The 23788-nt window shown below is 70.2% G+C and carries 21 protein-coding genes; 7 read left to right on the forward strand and 14 right to left on the reverse strand.

The window, feature by feature from the left end; all coding sequences use genetic code 11:
- Positions 1-101: 101 nt before the first annotated feature.
- Positions 102-1019: a PepSY-associated TM helix domain-containing protein gene (locus WBG79_RS20100; RefSeq protein ID WP_337359005.1), complete on the reverse strand. Its 918-nt coding sequence runs from the start codon at positions 1017-1019 to the stop codon at positions 102-104.
- A gap of 302 nt (positions 1020-1321) precedes the next feature.
- Here WBG79_RS20100 and WBG79_RS20105 point away from each other — a divergent pair, with 302 nt between their 5' ends.
- On the forward strand, positions 1322-2044 hold the full coding sequence (locus WBG79_RS20105) for a response regulator (RefSeq protein WP_337359006.1): 723 nt from the start codon (positions 1322-1324) through the stop codon (positions 2042-2044).
- Positions 2041-3513, forward strand: coding sequence for an ATP-binding protein (locus tag WBG79_RS20110; protein ID WP_337359007.1), 1473 nt, complete (start codon positions 2041-2043; stop codon positions 3511-3513). Before WBG79_RS20105 ends, WBG79_RS20110 begins: the two co-directional genes overlap by 4 nt.
- A gap of 22 nt (positions 3514-3535) precedes the next feature.
- Here WBG79_RS20110 and WBG79_RS20115 read toward each other — a convergent pair whose 3' ends face one another.
- The 5 genes from WBG79_RS20115 to WBG79_RS20135 all read right to left on the reverse strand — a co-directional run bounded on the left by WBG79_RS20115 (position 3536) and on the right by WBG79_RS20135 (position 9288).
- Complete coding sequence (locus WBG79_RS20115; protein ID WP_337359008.1) at positions 3536-5032, reverse strand: HWE histidine kinase domain-containing protein; 1497 nt, start codon at positions 5030-5032, stop codon at positions 3536-3538.
- Entirely contained in the window at positions 5029-5343 is a 315-nt protein-coding gene (locus WBG79_RS20120; protein ID WP_337359009.1) for a circadian clock KaiB family protein, read from the reverse strand. The genes WBG79_RS20115 and WBG79_RS20120 overlap by 4 nt, the downstream gene beginning before the upstream one ends.
- Positions 5344-5345: 2 nt before the next feature.
- Positions 5346-7019, reverse strand: coding sequence for a circadian clock protein KaiC (kaiC, locus tag WBG79_RS20125; protein ID WP_337359010.1), 1674 nt, complete (start codon positions 7017-7019; stop codon positions 5346-5348).
- Positions 7020-7194: 175 nt separating this feature from the next.
- The gene (locus tag WBG79_RS20130; protein ID WP_337359011.1) at positions 7195-8007 is read right to left on the reverse strand and encodes a class I SAM-dependent methyltransferase; all 813 of its coding nucleotides are present in this window, start codon (positions 8005-8007) and stop codon (positions 7195-7197) included.
- Between the two features lie 96 nt (positions 8008-8103).
- Positions 8104-9288, reverse strand: coding sequence for an MFS transporter (locus WBG79_RS20135; RefSeq protein WP_337359012.1), 1185 nt, complete (start codon positions 9286-9288; stop codon positions 8104-8106).
- 66 nt (positions 9289-9354) lie between these two features.
- On the opposite strand from WBG79_RS20135, the gene WBG79_RS20140 reads away from it, so the two are divergent.
- A complete protein-coding gene (locus WBG79_RS20140) occupies positions 9355-10035 on the forward strand; it encodes a TetR/AcrR family transcriptional regulator (protein ID WP_337359013.1) in 681 nt (226 codons plus the stop codon).
- 698 nt (positions 10036-10733) lie between these two features.
- Positions 10734-11348: a calcium-binding protein gene (locus WBG79_RS20145; RefSeq protein ID WP_337359014.1), complete on the forward strand. Its 615-nt coding sequence runs from the start codon at positions 10734-10736 to the stop codon at positions 11346-11348.
- Positions 11349-11447: 99 nt separating this feature from the next.
- Here the strand turns inward: WBG79_RS20145 and WBG79_RS20150 are convergent, their stop codons facing one another.
- Positions 11448-12362 (reverse strand): NAD-dependent epimerase/dehydratase family protein, encoded by a 915-nt coding sequence (locus WBG79_RS20150; RefSeq protein WP_337359015.1) that lies wholly within the window; start codon positions 12360-12362, stop codon positions 11448-11450.
- A gap of 280 nt (positions 12363-12642) precedes the next feature.
- Here WBG79_RS20150 and WBG79_RS20155 point away from each other — a divergent pair, with 280 nt between their 5' ends.
- Positions 12643-14094, forward strand: a complete 1452-nt coding sequence (locus tag WBG79_RS20155) for an MFS transporter (protein WP_337359016.1) — start codon at positions 12643-12645, stop codon at positions 14092-14094.
- 12 nt (positions 14095-14106) lie between these two features.
- Here the strand turns inward: WBG79_RS20155 and WBG79_RS20160 are convergent, their stop codons facing one another.
- The 6 genes from WBG79_RS20160 to WBG79_RS20185 all read right to left on the reverse strand — a co-directional run bounded on the left by WBG79_RS20160 (position 14107) and on the right by WBG79_RS20185 (position 21713).
- A complete protein-coding gene (locus WBG79_RS20160) occupies positions 14107-15261 on the reverse strand; it encodes a mandelate racemase/muconate lactonizing enzyme family protein (RefSeq protein WP_337359017.1) in 1155 nt (384 codons plus the stop codon).
- Positions 15262-15360: 99 nt separating this feature from the next.
- Positions 15361-16395, reverse strand: coding sequence for an ABC transporter ATP-binding protein (locus tag WBG79_RS20165; RefSeq protein ID WP_337359018.1), 1035 nt, complete (start codon positions 16393-16395; stop codon positions 15361-15363).
- Positions 16385-17419, reverse strand: a complete 1035-nt coding sequence (locus WBG79_RS20170) for an ABC transporter ATP-binding protein (protein ID WP_337359019.1) — start codon at positions 17417-17419, stop codon at positions 16385-16387. The genes WBG79_RS20165 and WBG79_RS20170 overlap by 11 nt, the downstream gene beginning before the upstream one ends.
- Before the next feature lie 7 nt (positions 17420-17426).
- The gene (locus tag WBG79_RS20175) at positions 17427-18578 is read right to left on the reverse strand and encodes an ABC transporter permease (protein ID WP_337359020.1); all 1152 of its coding nucleotides are present in this window, start codon (positions 18576-18578) and stop codon (positions 17427-17429) included.
- Positions 18575-19561, reverse strand: a complete 987-nt coding sequence (locus WBG79_RS20180) for an ABC transporter permease (RefSeq protein ID WP_337359021.1) — start codon at positions 19559-19561, stop codon at positions 18575-18577. Before WBG79_RS20180 ends, WBG79_RS20175 begins: the two co-directional genes overlap by 4 nt.
- 199 nt (positions 19562-19760) lie before the next feature.
- Positions 19761-21713 carry an ABC transporter substrate-binding protein gene (locus WBG79_RS20185; protein WP_337359022.1) on the reverse strand — a complete coding sequence of 651 codons (1953 nt, stop codon included), beginning with the start codon at positions 21711-21713 and terminating at the stop codon, positions 19761-19763.
- Between the two features lie 156 nt (positions 21714-21869).
- Between WBG79_RS20185 and WBG79_RS20190 the strand changes: the two genes are divergently transcribed.
- On the forward strand, positions 21870-22598 hold the full coding sequence (locus WBG79_RS20190; RefSeq protein ID WP_337359023.1) for a GntR family transcriptional regulator: 729 nt from the start codon (positions 21870-21872) through the stop codon (positions 22596-22598).
- 145 nt (positions 22599-22743) lie between these two features.
- Positions 22744-23391 carry a 3-oxo-tetronate 4-phosphate decarboxylase gene (gene otnC / locus WBG79_RS20195; RefSeq protein WP_337359024.1) on the forward strand — a complete coding sequence of 216 codons (648 nt, stop codon included), beginning with the start codon at positions 22744-22746 and terminating at the stop codon, positions 23389-23391.
- A gap of 11 nt (positions 23392-23402) precedes the next feature.
- On the opposite strand, the gene WBG79_RS20200 is transcribed toward otnC, so the two are convergent.
- On the reverse strand, positions 23403-23765 hold the full coding sequence (locus tag WBG79_RS20200; RefSeq protein WP_337359025.1) for a DUF488 domain-containing protein: 363 nt from the start codon (positions 23763-23765) through the stop codon (positions 23403-23405).
- Between the last annotated feature and the right edge of the window lie 23 nt (positions 23766-23788).

The following is a 23788-nucleotide window of genomic DNA, read 5'->3' on the forward strand; positions in this document are numbered from 1 at the left end:
CCTCCCGCTCGTGGCTCCGGTGCCGGCAGAGATGCTGCGCGGCGCGGGCGCCGTTCGGGGTCGGGACGCGGCCGAGGACCCGAGGCATGGACGTCCACCTCTCAAGGGTTTCCGGCGGCGCGGGCGGCCTGCAGCGCGCCTGGGCGCCGGCGCAGGCTGCGGCGGGCCCAGATCCACACGCCGGTGCCGAGCAGGCCCGTCAGGGCGACGGAGGTGATCACGTTGAGCCCGCCGCTCCAGACACCGGCGCCGTTCCCCTCGTGGATGAGGCGCGGCCAGTTGCGCGGCAGCCGCACCAGCCCGCTGCTCGTCACCGCGTAGGCGGCGAGCTCCCCGCCCTCCCAGACGCGCGCCATCATGACCGGGCCGCGGCGGCGGATCGAGTTGAGGGTCGAGAGGTCATGGTCGGCCGCCACCATCCGGAGCGCCTGGACGAGCGGCACGGGCCCGCCTCCCGCCGGCGCGAGCGGCGCCGAGAGCGTGATCCCGAAGGCGAGCGCCAGGCCGGTCAGCGGGCTGAGGACGACCAGCGGCAGCAGGAACCAGGCGGTGCCCTTGTGCCAGCCCGGCACCGTGTTGCGCAGGCGCGGCAGCCCCATCAGCACGCCGAGCGTGACGATCACCAGCATCGCGATGGTCGAGGCCGTGACCAGCCAGCCGAGGTCGCCGATCAGCCGCTCGTGCAGGCCGCGCGCCGTATTGAAGACGCCCGCCCAGGTCCCGCCGGCGCGCGGCGCCCCGGTCGAAAGATCGAAGCTCCGCCCCGGACCGCCCGGCCCGCCGCCGATCGTCAGGGTGCCGTCCTGCGGCGCGATGGAGAGGCCGCCCGCCTTGCCCTCCGGATCCGCCTTGGCGAGCAGCGCCTCGACCGCCGGCAGCGTGAGCGACCCCGGCTTCACCGCCGAGACCTGCGCGATCGGCTCGAAGGAGAGCACCAGGCCGGTCAGGATGACGGCGAGGAGAGGCAGCGCGAAGGTGAGCGAGATCCAGCGGTGCAGTCTGAGAAACACGGGTTTCATCGATGTCTCCAAGGTCGGCCTCCCGGCACGGGACCGGAGCGTGTCCTTGCGGGGGCTCGTCCGGGCCGGTCCGCCCTGCGGCCGGGACGTCATGCCCCAGACCTATCCCCCGCCGCCCCTCGGCTCAACGCTGCCGCCGCGATCTTTTGTATCGGCCTGTCACCGACCGGCGGAGGGGCGCCGCACCCGATACATCTCGTTACAATTGATGACCGCGCCGAGGCTTTCCCGTCCCGCGTCCCGATCCGACAATCCCCGGCGGATCGGTCGGGAGGAGCGGCGGCGCGTCCCCGGAGGCATCGATGGAGCGCACCCCCCATGTCCTGGTTGTCGACGACCATCGCGAGATCCGCGAGCTCCTCGCCCGCTTCTTCGTGAAGAACGGCCTGCGCGTCAGCGTCGCCGCGGGCGGCGCGGAGATGCGCCAGGTGCTGAGGGCCGGCGCCGTCGACGTGATCGTGCTCGACATCATGATGCCCGGCGAGGACGGCCTGTCGCTCTGCCGCCAGCTCCGTCAGACGAGCGACGTGCCGATCGTCCTCCTGACGGCGGTGGCCGAGGAGACCGACCGCATCGTCGGCCTCGAGCTCGGCGCCGACGACTACGTGACGAAGCCCTTCAGCCCGCGCGAACTCCTCGCCCGCATCCGCGCGATCCTGAGGCGCACCCAGGCCGCCTCCAAGCCCACCCCGGAGACCGAGCGACGGCAGTACCGCTTCGAGGGCTTCACCCTCGACCCCGCCCGCAACGCCCTCTTCGACGCGGCGGGAACGCCCGTCCCGCTCGGCACGGCCGAGTTCCGCCTGCTCCACGCCTTCGTGGCCCGGCCCGGCATGGTGCTGACCCGCGACCAGCTTCTCGATATCACGGCCGGCCGAAGCGCCCAGGTCTTCGACCGCAGCATCGACAACCTGGTCAGCCGGCTCCGCCGCCGCATCGAGAAGGACCCGCAGCATCCCGCCCTGGTGAAGACGGTCTGGGGCGACGGCTACATGTTCGCCGCCCCGGTAGAGGTGCTGGAGTGACCGCCCGCACCGTCCCGCAGCGCCTCTGGCCGCGCGGCCTCGCCGGCCGGCTGGTGCTGCTCCTCACCGTCGCCCTCGCGGCCGCCCAGGCGGCCTTCGCGCTCGCCATGTGGGGGCAGCAGGACGTGCTCGTCGCCGAACTCGCCCGCGGCCAGGCGCTCCGCGAGACGGTCGCCCTCGCCCGGCTCCTCCGCCGCTATCCGCCGGCGGACGGCGAGGCGCTCGCCGAGGCCTTCGGGTCGCGCCAGTCCTGCGCCCGCCTGACGTCCGGCCCCGCGCCCCCGGGCGAGCCCATGTCGGCCGCCGAAAGCGAACTCGCCCGCACCCTCGGCGCCATGCTGCACGGGGTCGGCGCCGGCGACCCGCAGGTCTCCATCGAGCCCGTGGGGGCGAGCCGCAACCCCTGCGAGGGCCTCGGCCCCGTCCGCCGCCGGCCTCCGGGCGATGAGGCGTCCGGCGCCGCACGTCCCCCCGCCGAGCCGCCGGGCGTTCCCGGGCGGGCGCGGGTCGCCGCCGTCGCCCTGTCGGTGCCGCTCGGCGACGGCCGGGGCCTGACCGTCCGCACCACCGTCGACGTGCCCGCGCGCTGGACCTGGGCCACCTTCCTGTCCTTCGTCCTCTCTTCGCTCGCCGTGGCCGGGGTAGTGGTCGTCGCCGTCGCGGTGCAGACCCGCTCGCTCCGGACCCTCGCGGACGCCTCCGACAGGCTCGGCCGCGGCGAGGCCGTCGCGCCGCTGGACCCGCGCGGGCCGCGCGAGGTGCAGGCCGCCATCGAGGCCTTCAACACCATGCAGGCCCGCCTCGGCCAGTTCCTGCAGGACCGGCTGAGGCTCCTCGCTGGCATCAGCCACGACCTCAGGACCCCGCTGACGACCCTGCGCCTCAAGGCGGAGTTCGTCGAGGACGAGGCGGTCCGCGACGACCTCGTGAAGACCATCGAGGAACTGGCCGCCATCTGCGAGGCGACCCTCGCCTTCACGCGCGCCGAGGCCGCCGCCGAGGAGACCCAGACGATCGACATGGCCAGCCTCCTCGCCGAGGTCGTCGAACCATTCCGCCTCGCCGGCGCGCCGGTGAGCCTCGACGCGCCCGGCCCCGCGCCGCTCGCCTGCCGGCCGGTGGCGCTGAGGCGGGCGCTGCGCAACCTGGTCGACAATGCCCTGCGCTACGGCAAGACCGCCCGCATCCGCCTGGAGCGCGCGCCCGACGGGGCCGTCTCGGTCACGGTCGAGGATGACGGCCCGGGCCTGCCGGAGGACCGCATCGAGGACGCCTTCCAGCCCTTCGTGCGCCTCGACGCCTCGCGCAACCCGGAGACCGGCGGCATCGGCCTCGGCCTCGCCATCGCGCGCAGCATCGTGCGCGCCCATGGCGGCAGCCTGACCCTCGCCAACCGCCCCGCGGGCGGCCTCGCGGCCGTGGTCCGCCTTCCCTCCCCGTCCGGGGCCGGCGAAGGGCGCGGTTCGTGACCGGGGCCGGACGCGGCGGGACCTACGCCGGCTCTTCGCGCACGATGTCCTCGGCCGGGATGTCGATCCGGCAGCGCACGCCCATGGGCAGGAACTCGAGTTGGGTCCGCCCGGCCGTCGAATAGCCGAGGCTCCGCGCGATCACCGTTCGGCCGAAGCCGGAACGGCGGGGCGCCACCACCTCCGGCCCGCCGGTCTCCACCCACTCGATCGCGAAGGCGCCGTCCCCGCCCGACCAGCCGATCTCGCGGATTGCGACCCGCCCGTCCGGCCGGGAGAGCGCCCCGTACTTGACCGCGTTGGTGGCCAGTTCGTGGATGATAAGGCCGAGCGCGATGGCGGTCCGCGGCTTCAGGGACAGCACGATGTCCTCGACCTCGATCCGGGTCGCCCGCTCGTCCGCGTAGGGCGCCAGTTCCGCCCGCAGGATCTCCGGCAGCGACAGGCTGGTCCAGCCCTTCTGGGCGAGCAGCGTGTGGGTCGCCGCGAGCGCCTCGATGCGCGCCGTGAAGGCCTCCTGGAAGTCGACCAGGTTGTCCTTGCTGGAGGCCGTGCGCTTGCTGATCGAGACCACGATCGCCAGCGTGTTCTTCACCCGGTGGTCCAGCTCCTGCATGAGGAACTGCTGGTGCTTCTCGGCCGCCTTGCGCTGGGACAGGTCGAAGAGCGTCAGGACGCATCCCGCGGTCTCGCCGGCCGAGATCCTCAGCGGCGCCGCGCTGACCAGGAAGTCCTTGGGGCCGAGCGCCTCGGGGGCGAAGACCTCCGACCCTCGGATGGACTCGCCGCCGAGCGCCCGCTCGATGAGGTCGCGCGCCGAACGCACCTCGCCGGACACCCCGAAGGCGAGCGGGATCGCCTCCTCGAAGGGCCGACCGACGAGATCCGCCCCGAGCGCCTCCGCCGAGGCCGCGTTGGCATGGGTGATCACGCCCGTCCGGTCGCAGACGATGACCGCCTCGTTGGCGGAGGACAGGATGGCGAGCGCCGCCCGCTCGGCGCGCTCCGCCCGCTCCGCCCGGACCCGCTCGGTAAGGTCCGAAAACGTGACGGCGCGGCCCATGATGGTGCCGAGCCGGACGGGCGTCGCCGCGACCTGGTAGACGATCTCCTCCTCGCCGGACCCGAGCGTCACCGGGGCGCTCGCCCGCCCGTCCGCCGATCCGATCACCACCTCCTCGACGGCCCGCGCCGCGCCGGGCCCGAAGAGGTCCGCGAGACGCCGCCCCTGCAGCGCCGGCAGTGACGCATGGAGAAGACCGCAGAGCGCGGAGTTGGCGTAGAGGATCCGGCCCGCGCCGTCCGTTGCCGCGGCTCCCGGCACCATGGCCTCCATGAAGTTGCGGTAGGCCTCGGTGCTGTCGCCGATCATGTAGACGTTGTCTTCGGCCTCGCCGCGGACCACGAGCGCGTCGACCTCGCCCTCCCGGATGGCCCGGAGGGTATCCTCCGCCTCCTCGAGCCGCCGCCGCAGGTCGGAGACGAGTTCGGCGGCCTCCGCGGCCGCGACGGCGCTCATTTGCCTTCGACCCGGAGGTTCACCAGCACCTTCTCGACGTCGGACAGGTCGCCGATGATCTTGCGGATCGGCACCGGCAGTTCGCGGACGAGCGTCGGGATCGCCACGATCGAGTGCTCGCGGGCGAGCTTCGGGTTCGTCTTCAGGTCGATGACCTCCACCACATAGTCGCCCGGGAGGTGCTCGGCGCAGATCTTTTCGAGATTCGATATCGCGGCGAGAGACTTGGGCGTCTGCCCCGCCACATAGAGCACCAGTTTCCGCGGCTTGCCCGCATCCGTTGCCATGTCCACCACCCTGAGAGACTCCATCGTCAGCCGCGCCTGCTCGCCCTTATCTCTTCTTCGTCCTCGACGATCTGCGCGAGATAGGCCTCTTCCTGCCCGAGCATCGAATTCAACTCGATCTCGTCCGCGTCGAGCTCGGCCTGCAGGGCCTCGATCTGCGCGCGCACCTTGCGCCGCCGCTGCTCGATGAGGCCGAGCGTCTTGGCGGAGAGGGCCCGCCGTTCCGCCTCGGCCCGCCGTTGCCGATTCTCCTCGATCCGGCGCGACGTACCCGTCAGCGCCCGCCCGTCGCCGACATACGGCGGCAGGAGCCGGATCCCCTCGTCGCTCATGACGAACTCGCGAACCTGGTTGGAATGATCCATGCCGCGGGCCTTGAGAAGGTAGAGTTCGCGGTTGAACTCGCCGTTGAGCTCACGGTTCAGCAGCAGGATCCAGGCGTCCATCAGCGAGGAGAGGCCCGCCTCCGTGCGGATCAGCGTGTCGCCGCCCTGCATGAGGTTGGTGAAGACGGCCGTGATGCCCCGGGATTTCAGGAAGTCCACGATCCGCAGGAGCATGGACTGCACCTCCGTGCGGTCGCCCGACTCCGTGAAGGCCGAAATCGGGTCGAGGACGACGAGCCGGGGCGAGAAGCGGATCACGTCGCGGAGCACGACGGCGAGGTGCATCTCCAGGCTGTAGAAGGTCGGTCGCGTGGCGACGAACCTGAGGAGGTCCCGCTCCACCCAGGGACGGAGGTCGATCCCGATCGACCGCATGTTGCGCTCGACCTGCGAGAAGGATTCCTCGAAGGAGAAGTAGAGCGCCCGCTCGCCCCGCCGGCAGGCCGCGTCGACGAAGCTCGCCGCCAGCGACGACTTGCCCGACCCGGCCACGCCGGACAGGAGCACGCTGGAGCCCCGGTGGAACCCGCCGCCGCGCAGCATCGCGTCGAGGTCCGCGACGCCTGTCGAGATCCGCTCGTCGTGGACCTTGTGGTCGAGCCCGGCGGCCGACACCGGCAGCACGCTGAACCCTTCGGTGTCGATGATGAAGGGGTACTCGTTGGTCCCGTGGCTGGTCCCGCGGTACTTGACGATGCGCAGCCGCCGCGTCGAGATCTGGTTTTCCACCCTATGGTCGAGCAGCACGACGCAATCCGAGACGTATTCCTCCAGGCCCTGCCGCGTCAGCGTCCCCTCGCCGCGCTCGCCCGTGATGATCGTCGTCAGGCCGCGGGTCTTCAGCCAGTCGAATAGGCGTCGGATCTCGGCGCGCAGGATGGCCGGGTTCGAGAAGGCGCTGAACAGGCTCTCGATCGTGTCGAGGACCACGCGCTTCGCCCCGATCGTGTCGATGGCCAGTTCCAGCCGCAGAAACAGGCCTTCCAGATCGTAGTCGCCGATCTCGGCGAGTTCGGAGGGGTCGACCGCGATGTGCTCGATCAGGACCTTCTCCTCCTCGATCAGCCGATCGAGGCCGAAGTCCAGCGAGGCGACATTGTCGACGATGTCGACCGGCCGTTCCTCGAAGCTGACGAAGACACCCGGCTCGTTGAACTCGCGGGCGCCATGGACCAGGAACGTCGCGGCGAACAGCGTCTTGCCGCAGCCCGCCGAGCCGCAGACCAGAGTGGGGCGGCCGGTCGGCACCCCGCCGAGCGTGAGTTCGTCGAAGCCGGCGATGCCGGTCCGGGACTTGTGGATACCTGCCGGCATGCGATGTGATATCCCTCCGGCCCCACGGACGGGGCCATGGCCCCCGGGGTGGCCGAACGAATTCATTCTCATATATGCGTAGATCTTCGCAATAGCACGCACCCGCACGGTAGCCGCGCGCGGCCCCGCGTGGTCCGGCGGCATCGGCCGTGCCCGGCCCACGTCATGGAAGGCGTCAGGGCCGGGCCGTCGCGACCTGCGCCTGGATCTTGCCGCTGATGGGCCCCGGCCCGAACCGTTCCGCCAAGCGCCGCGCCGCATGGTCGGTCGCCTCGCCGAGCCGTCCGGGGCCCCGGGTCTCGATCTCGGCGCTGAGCGGCGTGCCCTCGCAATAGGCCCGGGCGACGTCGCGCGCCTGTGTCGCCTCGCTCGTCTCGGCCCGGGTCTCGATCTCGACGGAGCCGAAGCCCGCCGCCCGCAGGTCAGCGGCGATCCGGTCCCGATCGCCATAGCCGTGCGGCGTCCGCGCTAGAAAAAGCGGCGGATCGTCGGGGAAGAGTTCGCCGACCGCAGCCGTCACCACATCGGCGAAGACGTTCTCGCCGATGCGGTCCCAGACGCTCAGGAGAAAGGTGCCGCCGGGCTTGAGCACCCGCCGCACCTCCCGGTAGGCCGCCGGCCGGTCGGGAAAGAACATGGCGCCGAACTGGCAGGCCACCACGTCGAACAGGTCGTCCCCGAAGGGCAGCCCCATCGCATCCGCCGGCCGGAACTCGATGCGCGGATCCTCGGGCTGGCGCGCCCGCGCCCGGTCGAGCATGGCCGGATTGAGGTCGGTGACCATGTAGCGGGCATCCGGGCCGAGGAGCGGGGCCAGCGCCCGCGGCACGGCTCCGCTGCCGGCGGCGATCTCCAGGACCGCGCCCGGCTCCAGCGCGGCCACCCGCCGGGCCATGTCGGCCGCGTAGGCCTCGAAGATGAGCGGCACGAGCGCGGCGTCGTAGATCTCCGGGATCGAACCGGCGAAGACGCGATCCTTGTCCGTCATGGCCTTCTCCCGTCCTGGCCCCCGAACGGCCGACAGCCTAGCACGGGCCGGGCGGGTGCCACGGTCACGACCGCGCGACAGGGGCGGGGGACGGCCTCAGGTCCGCAGGGGCCCGCGCGCCGCCGCCCCGGACCGGGCCGCCGCGAACACCAGTCCGGCGCCGAGCACGATGCCGGCCGTCACCGTGAAGCCGGCCGGGGTGGCGAGCGAGAAGGCGCGCGTCAGGCCGGTGACCACCACGGGCCCGACCGCGAGCCCGACATCGCCCGCCATGCGGAAGAGGCCCATGGTCCGGCCGGTCGCGCCCGCCGCGACGCCCTCGAGCACGACCGCGCCCGCGGCCGGGAGCGCCAGGCCCGAGGCCGCCATGACGAGGGTCGTGCCGAGCCAGAGCGCCCATTCGGCCGGCACGATGGCCATGAGCAGGAGGCCCGCCAGCGCCGCCAGGGTAGTCGCCACGATGGAGGGGGTCGGGCCGAGCCCGTCGACGATGCGCGCGTTGGCCGGGAGCAGCACGAAATTGGCCAGGGTGGCGAGGCCGATCAGGAGTCCGAGCCGGTCGGGCGACATCGCGTGCTGGCTCGCCGCCACCGCCGGCACCAGCGTCCAGCCCGTGACCGTGCGCGCCAGGAAGGCCGAGAAGCCGATGGCGGCCCCCGCGACGAGGCCCGCCGTCCACAGCCGCCCGGACGGCGACGCCCCGGCGGACCGGGCGGGCGCACCGCTCTGGACCGGCCGCAGCGGCAGGGTCGGGAGGACCAGCGCCGCCAGGATCCCGAGCACGGCCTGGATGGCATAGGGCGAGCGCGGCCCGAGGAGCCCGATGACCAGCCCGCCGATGACCGGCCCGATCGAGAAGGCGAGCAGGATGGCGGCCTGGAACCAGGTCATGGCCGTGCCGCGGCGCTCGGGGCCGAGCGCCAGCACGAGCCCCGTCATGGCGACCGTCGAGAAGACGGACGATCCCGCCCCCTGCAAGAGCGTGGTCGCGACCAGTCCCGGATAGCCGAGCGGCATGACCCCGACCACCGAGCCGGCGACCAGGAGCGCGAGGCCCAGCGCGCCCGTCGCGCGCAGCCCGGCCCGGTCGGCCAGGATGCCGGCCGGCACCGCGGCCGCCACTCGGGCGATCCCGAAGGCCGAGACCAGCCCCGCGGCGGCGACCGGCTCCCCGCCGGTGAGGATCGGCAGGGCCGGCACCATCATGCCGAGGCCGAGCATGGAGGCGAAAGTCGCCCCGGCCAGCGGAACCGGGAGGGGCGCATTCGGGGCGGCTGTCATGATATGACTCCGGGATCCAGGGTTCGAAATAAAACTAGACCGTCCAGTATGATTACACAAGACCGCATGCGAGACGACGACCCAGACTCGCACGCCCTCCTGACGGACTCCGGCAGGAGCCCGGGCTCCGCACAGGCGACGCCCGCCCCGGTCGCATCCGACCGGCGCCGCGGCGAGGCGAAGCGTCTCGCGATCCTGGCGGCCGCCGAGGCGGTTTTCCTGTCCGACGGCTTCGCCGCGAACCTCGACCGCATCGCCCAGACGGCCGGCGTCTCCAAACAGACCATCTACAGCCACTTCGGCAGCAAAGAGGGGCTCTTCCGCGCCATGGGCGAATGGATGAAGCGCCCCATGGCGGACGAGCTCGACCCGGCCCGCCCGCCCGAGGAGGCGCTCGCCGCCTTCGGCCGCGTCACCCTCGGCCATGTGGTCTCCGAGAAGGCGATCCGCCTGAACCGCCTGCTCATGAGCCAGGCCGAGCAGTTCCCCGACCTCGCCGTGCTCCACTGCGAACTGGGCCCGAACCGGACCGTGGCGCTCGCCGCGCGCTACATCGAAGGCCTCATGCGGGACGGCCGTCTCGCCCCCGGCGACCCGATGGCCGCCGCCGAGGACTTCGTCGCGCTCCTCATCGGCAACCTCCGCCACCGCCTCCTTCTCGGCGCCGCCGAACGCCCGGCCCCCGCCGAGATCGAGGCCCGCGCGGCCCGCGCCGCCCGCCTGTTCCTGCGCACCCACGGTCCCTGACCCGCTCCCCGCGAAGCCTGCCCGCGGGTCACGACGCGAGCGGACCCGTCCTCCCGAATCCCTCCCCGGGAACCTCCGCGCCCGGGCCCGCCGTGCAGCGGTACCTGGAGCCGGTCGATTCCCCGACTTCGCACTTCCGACCACACCGACCCTGATGGACGGCAGGGCCGGGCTGCAAAGAAGTGCTGTCCAGCGGAAGACGAACGCAACAGGATCGGAATGGAATTCCCGCGCCCTCTTTCGGGTAATTGAAGCACACCCTGCGTTCGACGCGATCGTATGGAGCGGAGACGAAAACATTTGGCCAGGCGACAAGGGTCCTGGGTCTCGGCATGCGCCACGTCATCGAACTGGATTCAGGATTTGCGATCCACCCGGAGCGGCCTGAAGTTGCATCGAGGTGGAATGACCTAACGTTACTACGAGGAGAGATCGAAATAGGGCCGTCACGGTGAGATAGTCATACGTTCACAATTTGGCGCATACTGGGCACGGGGTCCCCAAGCCCTGCGAGAAGCAGCCCGAAATCATGCCCGTCCCGAAAGGTCAATCAAGGTTAACAATGCAAAAGCAAACCCCTCCACCATGAGGGGCCGACCAGAATTCCTGTTGCGTAGGTCAATCTTATTTAATATAGCTTTAACGGGGTGGGGAGGTCATTCAGGCGCTTCCATAAGATCCAGCAACGGGGTTTGAGAATGGCGACTTTAACAGGCGGTACCGCCTCAGAGACCATCAACGGCACCTCCGGGGCCGACGTCATTTACGCGAACGGCGGTAACGACACGGTTTATGCCGGCGGCGGCGCCGACCTCGTGTACGGCGGCAACGGCAACGACTACATCGACGGCGGCAACGGGGTCGACACGATCTACGGCGGCGCCGGCAACGATGCCCTCATGGGTCGCGAAGGCCGCGACGTCTTCGCCTTCAACTTCAAGGTCCTGGGCGGCCAGACCAGCGCCGAGGGCGGCACCACGGCCCCCACGGTCTACGGCTACGGGCAGTTGTACAACCCGACCAACCCGAACCTGGCCAACGGCGACGACACGATCCTCGACTTCGACTACCGCTATACCCGCGAAATGAGCGACTATCTTCGCTTCAATGGGATGACGGCGGACCAGTACGACCAGTTGGTCGCCTCGGGCCAACTCACCGTGGAGTACGGCCTCTTCACCGCCGGCGACACCAACAAGGACATGAAGATCAACTTCGACGGCGGCTCGATCGTGCTGTCGGGCATCGGCGACTGGACCATCACCGGGCTTGCCGATCTCAAAAAGTACATCGTGTTCGACGTTCAGGCCTGAAGCCGTCCGTCCGAGGCATCGAACGCCGCCGCGGCCCGCTCGCGGCGGCTTCTTCTTTTGGGGATGCCCGTCCCGGCCCGCGCCGCGGGGCAGCTCTCCTCAGGCCCAGGCCCCCTGCCGCACTGCGGCGACCATGCCGGCGATGCCGTCCTCCAGACGCACCTTCGGCGACCAGCCCGGCAAGGGTCGGTCGTGGATATAGGGCCTGACCAGGCTTCCGGGCGCATAGGTCCGCGCCCCCCACCGGGCGTCGATTCGTCGCCCGGTGACCTCTTCGACCAGTCGGGCGAGTGCGCGCACGCTCATCGGCCGGCCGCCGCACACCGAATAGGTGGCCGCTGGCGCCGTCCCGGACGTGATCGCCGAGGCCGCAGCGGCCACATAGGCGCTGACCACGTCGTCGACATGCACCGGGTCGATCTCCTGCGTCCCCTCCGTCAGGTCGACGGGCCCGCCGGACAGGGCCGCCTCGATGAGCAGGTCGATGATCCGGCGCCGCGGATCGGAAGGGCCGTAGACGTCGCAGAGCTCGAGTTGGATCGCCTTCAGCCCGCGGTGATCCGTGTAGGCGCGCATGAGGTCGTGGAAGGCCTGCTTGGACGCCGCGTAGAGGTCGACGGGGGCGTAGTCCGCCGTACCCGTGCGATGCTGCCACTGCGTCCCCGTATAGACCAGGGCCTCGCAGCCGGCCGCCAACGACGCCTCGACGACCGCGATCGCGAATCCGATGTTCGCCTCCACGATCCGCTGCGCGCTCTCCGGTCCGGGCGGGAACGGTCCGGCCGCCGCCACGTGCAGCAGCACCTCCGGACGAAATCGGGAAATCGCCTCCGCGAGCGCCGCCGGCGTGTCGGCCGACGCCACGGCGAGGCCGGGAAGGCACCCCGTCAGGCGCGCGGGATCGGAGCCCGCCCGCATCACGGCGCAGACCGCCAGGCCCGACGCGACCAGACGCGCGGCCAGGCGGCCACCGACATAGCCCGTCGCGCCGGTCATGATCACACGCCGGGGCATGCCCGGTTCGGCAAGGGGTTGCATGAGAAGGTCCTGCTCGTGCCCGGCCGGCAGGCCGGAGTTGGCCCCAGATCGAAGCCTAGATACCCTGCGTCCGGTATTGAACTGATGAACGGAATCGTACTCCGCGCGACTGTTGCCCGGCCGGCGCCGCGGTCCATGCAGATCTGGCAACAGATTTGCTTCGTCGACGCCGATGCAGGATCGCGTATCATGCATTCCGGGCGCGCCGGTCGGTCCGCTGTCGCCCGAAAGTCGCGTTCCGGACCGGATCATGCCCATGACGGCGCCCGCCGAGGATTTCGCCCTGCCCCAGCGGTCGCGTCTCGTGTCCGCGACGGTGGCGGTCGCCTTCTTCATCCAGATGCTCGACGGCACCATCATCGCGACCTCGCTTCCGCAGATGGCCGAAAGTTTCGGCACCGATGCCGTGGCGATGAGCAGCGGCTTTACGGTCTACATGCTGACCGCGGCCGTGCTGATGCCGCCGGCCGGCTGGCTGGCCGACCGCTTCGGGGCGCGGCGCGTCTTCCTGGCGGCGCTCGCCGCCTTCACGGCCGCCTCGGTCGCCTGCGGCCTCTCCAACAGTCTCGCCGCATTCCTGGCCGCCCGGGCGCTCCAGGGCGCCGGCGCCGCGCTGCTGGCCCCGGTCGGCCGGCTGATCGTCCTGCGCAGCGCCGCCAAGCAGGACCTCGTGCATGCGATCGCCACGATCACCTGGCCGGCGCTGTTCGCGCCCGTCATCGGCCCGGTGCTCGGCAGTTGGATCACCGTTCACGTCGGCTGGCAGTGGAACTTCTTCGTCAACCTTCCCCTCGGCCTCGTCGGGATCGGCCTCATCGCCGCCTTCGTCCCGGCGGACCGCCCCGAGCCGGTGGGCCGCTTCGACACGGTCGGCTTCCTCGCCTCGGCCGGCGGGCTGAGCCTGATGCTCGTCGGCCTCGAACTCTTCGTCGGCCGCCACGGACCGGAGGCCCTCAGCCTCGGGCTGGCGCTGGCCGGCACGCTTCTCGGCGCGGCGGCGATCCGGCACCTGCTCCGTACCCCTCAACCGCTTCTGGACCTGTCGGTCTTCCGCGTCGAGACCTTCGCCGTCTCCACGTTGACGGCCGGCACCTTCTGCCGCCTCGCCATCAACGCCACCCCGTTCCTCCTGCCTCTCCTCTTCCAGGTCGGCTTCGGCGCCGGCGCGGTGGAGGCGGGCGCCATGGTGTTCGTCTATTTCCTCGGCAACCTCGCCATGAAGAGCGTCACCACCCCGATGCTGCGCTGGTTCGGCTTCCGGACGATCCTGGTCGTCAACGGGATCCTGTCGGCAATCTCCATCGGCCTCTTCGCCGCCGTCGGAGCCGGCACGCCCCAGTGGCTCGTGGCCCTGCTCCTGTTCGCCGCCGGAGCCACCCGCTCGCTCCAGTTCACCGCGCTGAACACCCTCGCCTTCGCGGATGTGGAGGGCCCGCGGCGGAGCGCGGCCTCCACCCTCGCCGCCATCCTCCAGCAGCTCTCGATGCTGATCGGCATCGCCCTGGCGGTCGCCGTCGTGCGCATCGCCGGAATCTTGCGCAGTTCCGAGATCTACGATCCCGCCGCCACCGGGACGGAGACCCTCGCGACCCTCGCCGACTTCCGGGCCGCGTTCCTGGTGGTCGCCGCCCTCGGCATCCTGGCCTCCTTGCGCTTCGTCGTAATGCCGCGCCATGCCGGCGCGGAGGTCTCCGGCCACGGCCGATGACCGGCGCGCCGGCTACCAGTTTGTGAAGGAGCCGTCGCGCCGGAACAGATGCGGGGCCTCCCAGAACCGGAAGGCGTCGCGCATGAACCGCTCCTCGTCGACCTCGATGCCGAGGCCGGGGCGGTCCGGAACCACGTAGTGCGGCCCCCGCATCTCAACCTGGACGGGGAAGAACTCGCGGCTGTCGAAGCCGAGATGGGTCTCGGTCGGGGTCGTGCGGCATTCGAGCCAGGAGAAGTTGGCGACCGCCGCCGCCATATGGACGGTCGCGGCCGTGCAGATCGGCCCGAGCGGGTTGTGCGGCATCAGGTCGACATAGTGCGCCTCGCTCCAGCCCGCGACCTTCATGGCCTCCGTGAAGCCGCCGACATTGCAGAGGTCGATGCGGTTGAACTGGTGGATGTCCCGCTCGATGTAGGGCAGGAACTGCCACTTCGACGAGAACTCCTCGCCGATCGCGAAGGGCACGTCGGTCAGCCGCCGGAGCGCCTCGTAGGCCTCCGGCGTCTCGTCGCGGATCGGCTCCTCCAGGAAGTCGAGGGTCGCGGGCGGCATCTTCTGGCAGAAGCTCGCCGCTTCCGCGACGGAGAGGCGGTGGTGGTAGTCGATGCCCAGCACGACGTCGAGCCCAAGCTCCTCCCGCGCCCGCGTCAGCCACTTCGCGGTCGGCCCGATCGACTCGCGCGGCTCGAACAGATGCGTGGAATCATGCCCCACCCCCAGGAAGCGGATGCAGGTCCAGCCGTGCTCGATCAGCAGCCGGCATTGGTCGATCATCTCCGGGCCGGGCGACGCGGAGGTCGTCGCGAAGGTCGGGATCAGGTCGCGCTGCTTGCCGCCGAGCAGCTGGTAGACCGGGACCCCGAGCGCCTTGCCCTTGATGTCGTGGAGCGCGATATCGATCGCCGAGATGGCCGCGGTCAGCACCCGGCCGCCCTCGAAATACTGGGAGCGGTACATCTCCTGCCAGAGCGCGCCGGCCCGCATCGGGTCCCGCCCCTTCAGGAACTGCGCATAGTGCTCGACCGCGCCGGCGACCGCCTTTTCGCGGCCGGACAGGCCGGATTCGCCCCAGCCGTGGATGCCCTCGTCAGTCTCGACCTTGACGATCAGCTGGTTGCGGGTGCCGACCCAGGCGACGAGGGGACGGATGGCGGTGATCTTCATGGGGTCAAGTCCTCTCACCAGTGCCAGAGGGTTCCGTCCTCCAGCCGGGCGACCGGCAGGTGGGCGCGTTGATAGGGAAAGCGGCGTGCGGCCCGGCGCTCATGCGACGCCCCGCAGGCTGAGCCTGTCGGCGTGGTGGCAGGCGACCAGGTGCCCGCCGCCCTTGTCCTCCAGCCGGGGCACGACGGCGGCGCATTCCGCGGTCGCATAGCGGCAGCGCGGATGGAAGGGGCAGCCCGGCGGCGGCCGCGCCGGGTCGGCGACCTCGCCGGCGAGCCGGATCCGGTTGGCCCCGCGCCGGAGCCGCGGGTCCGGGACGGGCACCGCCGAGAGCAGCGCCTCGGTGTAGGGGTGCCGCGGCCGGGCGAAGAGATCGCCGGTCGGCGCCTGCTCGACGATCCGCCCGACATACATGACCGCGACCCGGTCGGAGATGTGCTCGACCACCGACAGGTCGTGGGCGATGAAGAGGTAGGTGAGCCGGAACTCGTCCTGCAGGTCCTGCAGCAGGTTGAGCGTCTGCGCCTGGACGGACACGTCGAGCGCCGAGACCGCCTCGTCGGCGACCACCAGCCGCGGCGAGAGCGCGAGCGCCCGGGCGATGCCGATCCGCTGCCGCTCGCCGCCCGAGAAGGCATGGGGGTAGCGCCGCAGGTATTCCGGCCGGAGCCCGACCTTCCTGAGCAGCTCCGCCACCCGGTCCTCCAGCGCCGCCCCCTTGGCGATGCCGTGGATCTTGAGCGGCTGGCCGACGATCTCCAGCACCGTGAGCCGCGGGTTCAGCGAGGAGTGCGGGTCCTGGAAGATCATCCGCACGTCGCGCCGATAGTCCTTGAGCCGCGACCGGGGCAGGCCCGCGATGTCGATGGCGTCGCCGCTGCCGGACCGGTACAGGATCGCCCCCTCGGTCGGCTCGTAGATGCGCAGCACCGCCCGGCCCGTGGTCGTCTTCCCGCAGCCGGACTCGCCGACGAGGCTCAGGGTCTCCCCCGCCCGCACCTGCAGGTCGACCCCGTCGACCGCCTTGACCGTCCCGGTCGGCCGCCGGAAGAAGCCGGCCCGGATCGGGAAGTGCACCTTGAGCCCGCGCACGTCGAGGAGCGGCGGACCCGCCGCGGCGCCGTCAGGCGACATGGACGCCTCCCTCCTCGCGCGCCACGTGGTGGCACCGCGCCGCATGCTCCGGCCCGACCGCCGTCAGCCCCGGATGCGCCTGCCGGCACAGCCCGGGGATGACCACGTCGCAGCGCGTGTTGAACGGGCAGCCGTCCGGCCGCGCGAAGGGATGCGGGACCATGCCCCGGATCGACACGAGCCGCCCCCGCAGCCCGTCCGCCCGCCGTCCGCCGAGGCGCGGCACCGAGCCGAGGAGCGCGCGCGTGTAGGGGTGCCGCGGCGCGTGGAAGAGCGCGTCCACCGGCGCCTGCTCGACCACCTCGCCGAGATACATGACCGCCACGTCGTCGGCGATCTCGGCCACCACCCCGAGGTCGTGGGTGATGAACATCATGGCCATGCCGAACTCGGCCTGCAGGTCGCGCATCAGGTCGAGGATCGTCGCCTGGGTGGTCACGTCGAGCGCCGTCGTCGGCTCGTCCGCGATCAGGAGCTCCGGCTCGCAGGACAGCGCCAGCGCGATCATGGCCCGCTGCCGCATGCCGCCGGAGAGCTGGAACGGATAGGCCGAGAGCCGGTCCGCCGCGTTCGGGATGCCGACGCGCTTCAGCATCGCGATCGCCCGAGCCTCCGCTTCCGCCCGCTCGACCGGCTGGTGCAGCAGGATGGTCTCGACGATCTGGTTGCCGATCGTGTGGACCGGCGAGAGTGACGTCATCGGCTCCTGGAAGATCATCGCGATCCGGGCGCCCCGGATCGCCCGGATCTCCCGGCCCGCCGGCGGCAGTGCCGCGATGTCGACCGCGGTCCCGTCCGCCCCGTGCAGGAGGATCTGCCCCGCCACGATCCGGCCCGGACGGTCGACGATCTGCAGCACGGACCGCGCCGTGATCGACTTGCCGCAGCCGGACTCGCCGAGCACGCAGAGCGTCCGCCCGCGCCGGACCGTCAGATCCACCCCGTCGACCGCCTTCACCAGCCCCTCGGCGGTGGCGAAGTGGGTCTTGAGGCCCCGGATCTCCAGGAGCGTGTCACCCGCCATCCGGCCCTCACCGCGCATAGGGATCGGCCGCGTCGCGCAGGCCGTCGCCGAGGAAGTTGAGGGCGAGCACCGACAGGACGACCGCCGTCCCGGGCACGAACAGGAGCCAGGGCGCCTGGCTGACCGCCCGGACGTTCTGCGCCTCCTGCAGCAGCACGCCCCAGGAGACGATCGGCGGCTGGAGCCCGATGCCCAGGAAGGAGAGGGAGGTCTCGGCCAGGATCATCGCCGGGATCGCCAGCGTCATGGTGGCGATGATGTGCGACAGGAACGAGGGCACCAGGTGATGGAAGATGATGCCGATCTCGCTCATGCCGTCGAGCCGCGCGGCCGTGACGAAATCCTCGTTTCGCAGCGACAGGAACTTGCCGCGCACCTCGCGGGCGAGGCTCGTCCAGCCGATCAGCGAGACGATCAGGGTGATGACGAAGTAGGTCCGCAGCGGCGGCCAGGTCAGCGGCACCGCGGCCGCGAGCCCCATCCAGAGCGGGATCGTGGGGATCGAGCGCAGGAATTCGATCAGCCGCTGGATCAGCGTGTCGGTGAGACCGCCGAAATGCCCCGAGATGCCGCCGAGCAGGATGCCGAGGAAGAGGCTGATCCCGACCCCGACGAGCCCGATCGACAGCGAGATCCGCGCGCCGTGGATCACACGGCTGAGGATGTCGCGGCCGAGCCGGTCGGCGCCCAGGAGATACATCGGCTGGCTCGTGTCGAGCGGCCCCACGAGCTTGGTCGAGAGCGGGACGAGGCCAGCGAGGCGGTAGGGCTCGGAAGGGACCAGGAAGCCGATCTGGATCGGCTTCGTCGGATCCGGCACGAAGGTGCGTCGGACCGCGACCGGATCGAGCTTCACCGTGAAGCCCTCCACGTGGGGGGCGAAGCGCCAGCCCCCGCTCTCGGTCGCCTGGAACAGGTGGATCGGCTGGCGCGGCGCATAGGTGTAGCGCGCATTCGACTGGTCCGGCGCGAAGGGCGCCAGGAACTCGGCCGTCAGCGCCACCAGGTAGAGGCAGACGACCACGACGAGGCTCGCCAGCGCCAGCCGGTGCCGCTTGAACTTCCACCAGAAGAGCCGCCACTGGCCGGCGACCAGCACGGTCTTCTCGGCCGGCAGCTCCGTTGGGTTCGCAGGTTCGGGGGCGTCGAGCGCAGTCATTGGTAGCGGATCCGCGGGTCGACGACGGCGAGGAGGATGTCGGAGAGCAGGGTGCCGATCATGGTCAGGGTCGAGACCATGAGGATCAGCGAGCCGGCGAGGTACATGTCCTGGCTCATCAGCGCCCTGAGCAGCATCGGCCCGGAGGTCGGCAGGCTGAGCACCACCGACACGATGATCTCGCCGGAGACCAGCGTCGGCAGGATCCAGCCGAGCGTCGAGATGAGCGGATTGAGGGCGACCCGGACCGGGTATTTGAGGAGCAGCCGGAACTCGCTCATCCCCTTCGCCCGCGCGGTGACCACATAGGGCTTGTAGAGTTCGTCGAGCAGGTTCGCCCGGAGGATCCGGATCAGCGAGGCGAGCCCGGAGGCGCCCACCACCAGGACCGGCAGCCAGACGTGGCCCAGGAGGTCGACGACCTTCGCCCAGCCCCAGGGCTCGTCCACCATGTCGGGCGAGAAGAGCCCGCCGACGCTCTGCCCGAACACCGCGACGAGCAGGTACATCAGCACCAGCGCCAACAGGAAGTTCGGGATCGCCAGGCCGGCGAAGCCGATGAAGGTCGCCACGTAGTCGCCGACCGAATACTGCCGGACCGCCGAGTAGATGCCGATCGGGATCGCCACGGACCAGATCGCGATCAGCGTCAACCCCGAGATCAGGAAGGTGTAGCCGAGCCGCCCCCAGATGACCTCGGTGACCGGCTTGCCCAGCTCGAACGAGATGCCGAAGTCCCCGCGCGTCAGGATGCCGGAGATCCACAGCCAGTATTGCACATAGAAGGGCTGGTCGAGCCCGAACCGTCGCCGCAGGGCATCGAGCGTCCCGGACTCCACCGCCCCGCCCTGTGCCGCCCAGTCCGCCATCAGCGTCGAGAGATAGTCCCCCGGCGGCAGCTGGATGATGAAGAACGCCACCACCGACACCGCGAAGAGCGTCGGGATCATGTAGAGCAGGCGGCGGAGGATGAAGCTGGTCACGCGCGTCTCGTCACTGGAGAAGCCGGAAGGGAACTTCGGGCCCCCTGCATCCGCGAGGACCGCTACCCCCGACCATCAGGCCCGTCCCCCCTCCCCCGCATCCCCGGTCGAAGCGAAGCGGAGAGGCGGGGTCGAGCGCCCTTCACCCTCCGCCTCCTCGCCATCCACGGTCGGAGCAGGAAGACGGCGCCCGCCGCGCTCACCGATCGAAGTAGAACTGAGTGAGCGTCGGTGCCGGGTGCCAGAGGTTGCCGGTGATCGGCAGGGGCTCGAAGACGTTCTTCACGGAGGTGCCGACGATGCCGTATTTCGGGTCCGGATGTGTGATCCCGATCGTGTAGAAGTTGTCGGCCGCGGTCTCCAGGAAGGCCTTCATGGCCGTGAGCTGAGCCTCCTTGGTTGAGGCGCTCTTGACCTTGTCGTAGAGCGCCATGGAGGCCTTGACCTCGGGGGGCGGCTCCTCGCCGGTCTTCGGGTCGGAGTACCATTCCGACCACTTCATGGCGAAGAAGATGTCCGCCTTCTGGAACGGCATGTAGCAGCGCACGTCCGTGTAGGCCTCGGAGAGCCCGCCGACGCAGTTCCAGATGTAGGCCTCGTGCTCGTTGGCGTACCACATGGTGTTGAGGCGCGCCCGGTCGACGTTGCGGAGCTGGATGTCGATCCCGACCGCCTTGGCGTATTTCTGGACCTGCAGCATCACGTCCGGGTAGCTCGATCCGAACACGTCGGCCACCATGAAGACGATCGAGAAGCGCTTGCCGTCCGGCCCGAGCCGGTAGCCCTCTGAATCCTTCTTGTCGAGCCCGATCTTGTCCAGGATCTCGTTCGATTTCTTGGGATCGTACTCGACATACTGCTTGGAGAGCCGCTCGTTGTAGAGCTCGTGCCCCTTGTGGACCGCCACCTGCGAGGGCGTGCCCCGGCCCACATAGATGAGGTCGATGATCTCCTGCCGGTTGATCGCGTGGCTGAGCGCGATCCGGAAGTCCTTGTTCTGGAAGACCTTGCGCTTCACCGGGTCGTTGACGTTCAGGTTCAGGAGGATGACCGCGTCGTTCGCCGGCAGGTCCTTGACGTCGAAGAAGCGGTATTTGCCCTGCTTCTGGTTGTCATAGAGCACCGACTTGAAGGTAGAGTTGTTGATGTGCCGGAACGAGAAGTCGAACTCGCCGGTGGTCGCCTTGAGCAGCATCAGCTGCACGTCGTCGATCTTCTGCCAGGTAATCCGGTCGATGTAGGGGAGCTGGTTGCCGGCCGTGTCGACCTTCCAGTAGTAGGGGTTGCGCACCACGGCCACGCGGTCCGTCGGCCCGTACGCGGTGGTCAGCAGCCAGGGATTGAGCGTCGGCAGGTCCAGGTTCTGCCAGAACGCCGGCTGGAAGGTCAGCGACACCTTCGAATTGAAGAGACTGACCCAGTCCTTCACGGTCTGACTCTCGGCGAGCATCGTCTTGATGCCGGCCTCATTGTACTTGGCATGGAACTGCTTGAGGTAGTGCTTCGGGTAGATGATCGGGATATGGCCCTGCCCGTAGGCGAGCTGCTGCAGGAACAGCCCGTAGGGCGCCGCGAACTTGAACTGGACCTCGTAGTCGCCGAGCTTGGTGACGACAACGGGCTTTCCTTCCAGGACGAAGATCGGGTTCTTGGACGGCGTCAGCTCCGGCGAGAGAAACACGTCCTCGTACCAGAACATGATGTCGTCCGCCGTGAACGGCGTACCGTCCGACCAGCGCATGCCCTTCCTGAGCTTGAACGTGTAGGTGGTCGCGTCCGGGCTCGCCGTGAAGCTCTCGGCGATCGACGGGACGACCTCGCTCCAGTCCGGCGTCCAGCGCACGATCGTCTCGTTCGCCACCGTCCGGGTGAGGTTGTAGTGGTCGCCGTTGGCCAGGATCGTCGTCCGCAAGGTACCGCCGTACTTGCCCACCGACTGGACCGGCTTTTCCACGAAGGGCTTCTCGGGCAGGCGCTCGGCGACGGGCGGCAGCTTCTTGTCGGCGACCGCCTGGTCGAGCATCGGCGCCTGCTTGTACTGGGCGAGCGCCGGCGCGGCGAAGGATGCAGCGGCCGCAAGCGCTGCGGCGGAGGCGAGAAGGCGGCGCGCGCGGCGCGACGGCGCCGACGCCGGAAGCGTCCCGATGGTCATGGATATGTCCTCCCGGAGGGGTGCCGGCGGCTTGACGCCGCGCGTTTTTGATGGAGGAACCATTCCAGATCGTACATTATCTGTCAATTGTGATGTACGATGGCGCAGAAGTGGCCTGTGGCGCCTGCGGAAAGAAGGCCGGACGGAAAGACGCGGATGGCGAAATCCAAGGTGACGGTTCCCGATCTCGACGAGGCCGACGGGCTCGGCTCCGGCCGCGTCTATCGGGAGATCCGCGACGGCATCATCGAGGGGCGCCTGCCGGCCGGCGCGCGCCTGAAGGCGAGCGAACTCGCCGAGCGCTTCGGCACGTCCACCAACCCGGTGCGCGAGGCGCTCCAGCGTCTGCAGGGCGAGGGCTTCGTGGTGATCAGCCCGAACCGCGGAGCAAGGGTGCGCTCGGTGGACGAGGACTTCGTCCGCAACGTCTACGAGATCATCGCCCTCGTCGAACCGTACCTCGTCCGCTGGTTCGCCGAGACCGCCAGCCCCGCCGACATCGCCCGCCTGGCCGCCATCCAGGCCGAAATCGAGGTGGCCGGCTTCGACGACCAGGAGGCCTACGGTAACCGCGATTCGGCCTTCCACGGGATGACCTACGCGCCGCACTACAACAGCGAGGCTTTGGCGCTCTGGGCGCGCCAGCGCGGCATCCTGCGCGCCATCAGCCGCCGCTTCCCCTTCACCGAGCCGCGCCGGCGCGCCATCCTGGCCGAGCACCGCGCCCTCATCGACGCGATCCGGAGCCACGATCCCGACGCCGCCGCGCGCGTGGTCGAGGCCCATGTGCGCGGCGCCGGCCTGCACCTGACCGAGCGCTTGCGCGCCGAGCGGCTGTCGCGCCGCGAGACGGAGCCGGCGCACCGCCTCGGCGCGACCGCCTGACCGACCCCTGACCCGCCTGTGCCCGATTGTCCACGCACGCCGGGAAGCCGTCCGCTGCCTGCCGATCCATCATTCGGGGCATTGAAATTCGCCTGGATTTCGGCAGGCTTGTTCTGTCCTGACCATCGATCGACCCGGAACGGCCATGAGCATCGGCGCCCAGCAGCGTGAAATCCTCCTGCGCGAGACGATGGCGCGGCTCGCAAGATCTTTGTTCGACCGCGGTTTCACGGTCGGCTCCTCGGGCAACATCAGCGTCGCCCTCGAAGACGGGCTGCTCATCACTCCGACGAATTCCTGCCTCGGCTTTCTCGACCCGGCGCGCATCTCCAAGATCGACCGCTTCGGCCGCCATGTCGCCGGCGATCCGCCGTCGAAGGAGATCTTCCTGCACCGCGCCTTCTACGAGACGCGCCCGGGCACCGGCGCCGTCGTGCACCTGCATTCCACCTACGCCACCGCGGTCTCCTGCCTCTCCGACGTCGACCCGGAGGACTGCATCCCGCCGCTCACCCCCTATGTCGTCATGCGGGTCGGCGCCGTGAAGCTGCTCCCCTATGTCCGGCCGGGGGACCCGGCGATGGGCGAGATGATCCGGGGCCTCCAGGGCTCGCACGCCTGCGTGCTGCTCGCCAACCACGGCCCGGTGGTCGCCGCCAGGGACCTGGAGAGCGCCGTCTTCGCCGCCGAGGAACTGGAGGAGACGGCGAGGCTCGTCGTCGTCCTGCGCGGCCAGCCGGTCCGCCGCCTCACCTACGAGCAGGTCCAGGAACTGAAGCAGGTCTTCGGCTGATCAGGCGCGCCTCACCGCGGAGGTTCCGTTCCCTCCAGGACGGCCCGCAGCACCTCGGCATTGTTGTAGACCGCGTCGCGCTTGCCGAAGAGCAGCGTGACGGTGCCCTCCCGCGCGCGCGACCGGAGCTCGGCGAGCCCGCCCGCGGCGGCCTCCGAAGCGAGCTCGGCGCGGTAGCGGACCGCGAACTCCGGCCAGCGTCCCTCCGCCTCGCCGAACCAGCGCCGCAAGCCGTCGCTCGGCGCGAGGTCCTTCATCCAGGCGTCGAGCGCGGCCGCCTCCCGGGTCAGCCCGCGCGGCCAGAGCCGGTCGACCAGCACCCGGTAGCCGTCCGCCGGCTGCGGAGGGTCGTAGACCCGCTTCACCCTGAGCATCGGCGCTTCCCCGGTCCGGCGCC

The sequence above is a fragment of the Prosthecomicrobium sp. N25 genome, from assembly GCF_037203705.1.
Lineage (GTDB): Bacteria > Pseudomonadota > Alphaproteobacteria > Rhizobiales > Ancalomicrobiaceae > Prosthecodimorpha.